The organism is Yinghuangia sp. YIM S09857, from assembly GCF_051388915.1.
Classification (GTDB): Bacteria; Actinomycetota; Actinomycetes; order Streptomycetales; family Streptomycetaceae; genus Yinghuangia.
Map to the genome: position 1 here is coordinate 649,700 of NZ_JBPKBH010000001.1, position 3,352 is coordinate 653,051.

Consider the following 3,352-nt stretch of genomic DNA (forward strand, 5'->3'; position numbering starts at 1 on the left):
CCGAGGCGCTCGGAATGATGCAGAAGGCGCTGGACCTCACCGTGCAGTACGCGAAGGACCGCAAGGTGTTCAAGCGATCTCTCGGATCCTTCCAGGCCCTGCAACACCGCCTGGCCGAGCTGAGCGTGCTGGTCGAGGGGTCGCGCTGGCTCGTCTACGAGGCGGCGTTCCACGGCGCGCAGGACGAGGCCGCGGCGGTCGCGAGCGCGCACACGATGGCGGCCCTGCACCGACTGACGCGCGAGACGCACCAGATCATGGGCGCCATCGGGTTGACCCGGGAACACGACCTCCACCTGTGGACCCTGCGCATGCAGGCCCTGCGTGCCGAACTCGGCGGCCTGCGCGAGCACCGGCGCGCGGTGGCGGAATCACGATGGGGAGCGGCGGCGGTATGAGCAATCCGGTTGCCTTCACACCGGAGCAGGAGGCGCTGGCGGAGTCCGTGCGGCGGTACTGCGCGGCCAAGTGCACCGAGGACGTGCAGCGGGCCGACGCCTTCCCGCAGCCGTTCTGGCAGGGGCTGGTCGGGCTCGGCGTGCTGTCCCTCGCCGTGCCGGGGGAGGGCGCGGGCGCCGGCGAGATCGCGGCCGTCTCGATGGAGCTGGGGCGCGCCTTCGCCCCCGGACCGGTCGCCGCGACCTTCTTCGCGACCCACACCCTGCCCGAGGCGCAGGCGCTCGCCGTCGCCTCGGGAACCAGCCTGGTGTCGTTCGGCCGACCACCGCTGATGCCGTGGGCGCGGCTCGCCGACGTGTTCGTGGAGTCGGACGGCGAACGGGCCTGGCTGGCCCGCGCGAACGGCCCCGTCGAAGCGGTCGACACCCTGGGCGGCGAACCCTGGGGGCGCGTCGCGTTGGAGCGCGTGGCACCACTGGAACGCGTACGGCGGGGCGCCGACTTCGCCAACCTCGCCCTCGCCGGATACCTCTGGGGTGCGGGACGGCGCCTGCACGACGCCGCGGTGGAGCATGCCCGTACCCGCGTGCAGTTCGGCCGCGCCATCGGGGATTTCCAGGCGGTCGCCCATCCGCTCGTGGACGCCGGTCTCGGACTGGAGGCCGCGGAGAAGCTGACCGAGGTAGCCGCTCAGGCGATCGACACCGGACACCCGGAGGGCTCCGCGCTCGCCGCCGCGGCCCGGCTGTCGGCGTCGCGGGCCGCGTTGGAGGCGGCGTCCGTGTCCCATCAGGCGCACGGGGCCATCGGCTACTCGGTGGAGGGCCCGGTCGGGCACATCGCCCGGCGCATCAGGCAACTGTCCCTGCTGCCGTCGCACGAAAAGGCCGTCGGCGCCCAGGTTTTGGCGATGTACTCGGAGAAGGGCCGGAAATGACGCAGGATCAGAAGTCCCCGGTGGAGGCCGACGCGCCCGAGGTGCTTTTCGAGAAGCGCGACCACATCGCGTACATCACGCTCAATCGGCCGCACAAGGGGAACTCCCTGACCGGGACGATGATGCCGCGGATGCGGGAGGTGTGGAGCGAGGTCCGCGACGACCCGTGGATCCGCGCCGCCATCGTCACGGGGGCCGGGGAACGGCACTTCTGCACCGGCGCGGACGTGAACGTGGTCGCCGGGCGCGGTGGGATGAGCACCGGCACCGGCCCGCTCACCGACGAGGTGTTCTGGTCTCCGCGGCAGAACCGGGTCTGGAAGCCGGTCATCTGCGCCGTCAACGGCCTCGCGGTCGGCGCCGGACTGCACTTCGTCGTCGACGCCGACATCGTCGTGGCCTCCGAGCGCGCGGCGTTCATGGACAGCCACGTCAACGTCGGCCTGGTGGGCGCGATGGAGAACATCGGCCTGGCCAAGCGCCTGCCGCTGGGCGCCGCGCTGCGCATGACGCTGATGGGCAAGGACTACCGCATGCCCGCCGAACGCGCGTACCAGCTCGGGCTGGTGGACGAACTCGCGGCGCCCGAGAGCCTGATGGACACGGCCGAGGAGATCGCCCGCAGCATCGCCAGGAACTCCCCCGCCGCCGTGTCGCTTTCGCAGCAGGCGGTCTGGGGCTCGCTGGAGATGGGCTACGCGCAGGCGTGCGAGTACGGATGGGCCCTGCTGCGGATGCACTGGGCGCATCCGGACTCGAAGGAAGGACCCCGGGCGTTCAGCGAGGGCCGCGAGCCCAAGTGGACCACCGGTGTCGGTGAGGACGACTGAACGTGGACTTCGGATTCACCGCCGAGGAAGAGGAATTCCGCGCCGAGGTACTGGAGTTCCTGACCGACTACCGGGACCTGGCCGGCTACTTCCACCGCCGCGAGAAGAACGGGGAGGGCGTACGCCGGCTCTACCGGGCGCTCGGCGAGCGCGGCTGGCTGTCGCTGTCCTGGCCGACCGAGTTCGGCGGCGCCGGACTGTCGCCCGCGTACGAGTTCATCCTGTGGGACGAGATGGCGTACGCGCGGGTCGCCCGCCCGCCCATGGGCCCCGGGCTGATGGCCAAGGCGCTGATGGCCCACGGCACGGCCGAGCAGCGCGAACGCTTCCTCCCGGACCTGCGGCGCGGGCGGCTCAACTTCGCACTCGGCTACTCCGAACCCGACGCCGGGTCCGACCTGGCCGCGGTCCGGACCCGGGCGCGGCGGGCGTCCGCCGACGAGTACGTGGTCGACGGCGCGAAATGCTGGACGTCCAACGCCCATTGGGCCGACTGCATCTGGCTGCTGTGCCGGACCGGCGCACCCGACAGCAGGTCCCGCGGCCTCACCGTCCTGATCGTTCCCCTCCACCATCCGGGGGTCACGGTCTCCCCGATCCCCACCCACGACGGCGGGCGGCTCAACGAGGTCCGCTTCGACGGCGTGCGGGTCCCGGCCGCGAACCGCGTCGGTGCGGAGAACGAGGGCTGGCAGGTCGTCGGGTCCGCCCTCGCCGTCGAACGGCACGTGCAGTTCCCGCCGAAGCGGCTGCGTCGCGACCTCCAGGACCTCGTCCGGTGGGTGGCCGACAACGGGCTGGACGCGGACCCCGCGGTCCAGGGACGCCTGGCCGAACTGGCCGTGCGCGTCGCGGAGGTCGAAGCCCTGGCCCTGGCGCTGCTCGGCGAGATCATCGCGGGGGAGCCGTCGGCGGTCCCGGCCGCGTACCACAAACTGGCCGGGACCACGGTCGCGCAGGAAATCGCCCGCGCCGCCATGGAGTTCGGCTCGCAGGAGGCGCTGGTCTCGGGAACCGACATCGAGTTCATGTGGCGCCAGGCGATCCTGGAGACCATCGGCGGGGGGACGTCCGAGACCATGCGGGGGCTGATCGCCCGTCAGGCGTACAACCTGGGTGCCCGCACCTGACCGGAAGTCCGAACGGAGGGTCGCCTCCAGACCGCGGCCGCAGCCACCCGGGTGGC

At 72.1% G+C, this 3,352-nt stretch carries 4 protein-coding genes; all 4 read left to right on the top strand.

From position 1 onward, the window contains the following. On the top strand, positions 1-398 hold a 398-nt coding region (locus tag ACRX5S_RS02760; protein WP_436771047.1), incomplete at its 5' end, for an acyl-CoA dehydrogenase family protein. Further along, positions 395-1,336 (top strand): acyl-CoA dehydrogenase family protein, encoded by a 942-nt coding sequence (locus tag ACRX5S_RS02765; protein ID WP_436771048.1) that lies wholly within the window; start codon positions 395-397, stop codon positions 1,334-1,336. The genes ACRX5S_RS02760 and ACRX5S_RS02765, both read left to right, overlap by 4 nt. Continuing rightward, positions 1,333-2,166: an enoyl-CoA hydratase/isomerase family protein gene (locus tag ACRX5S_RS02770; RefSeq protein WP_436771049.1), complete on the top strand. Its 834-nt coding sequence runs from the start codon at positions 1,333-1,335 to the stop codon at positions 2,164-2,166. Before ACRX5S_RS02765 ends, ACRX5S_RS02770 begins: the two co-directional genes overlap by 4 nt. Before the next feature lie 2 nt (positions 2,167-2,168). After that, on the top strand, positions 2,169-3,296 hold the full coding sequence (locus ACRX5S_RS02775) for an acyl-CoA dehydrogenase family protein (RefSeq protein ID WP_436771050.1): 1,128 nt from the start codon (positions 2,169-2,171) through the stop codon (positions 3,294-3,296). Positions 3,297-3,352: the final 56 nt, after the last annotated feature.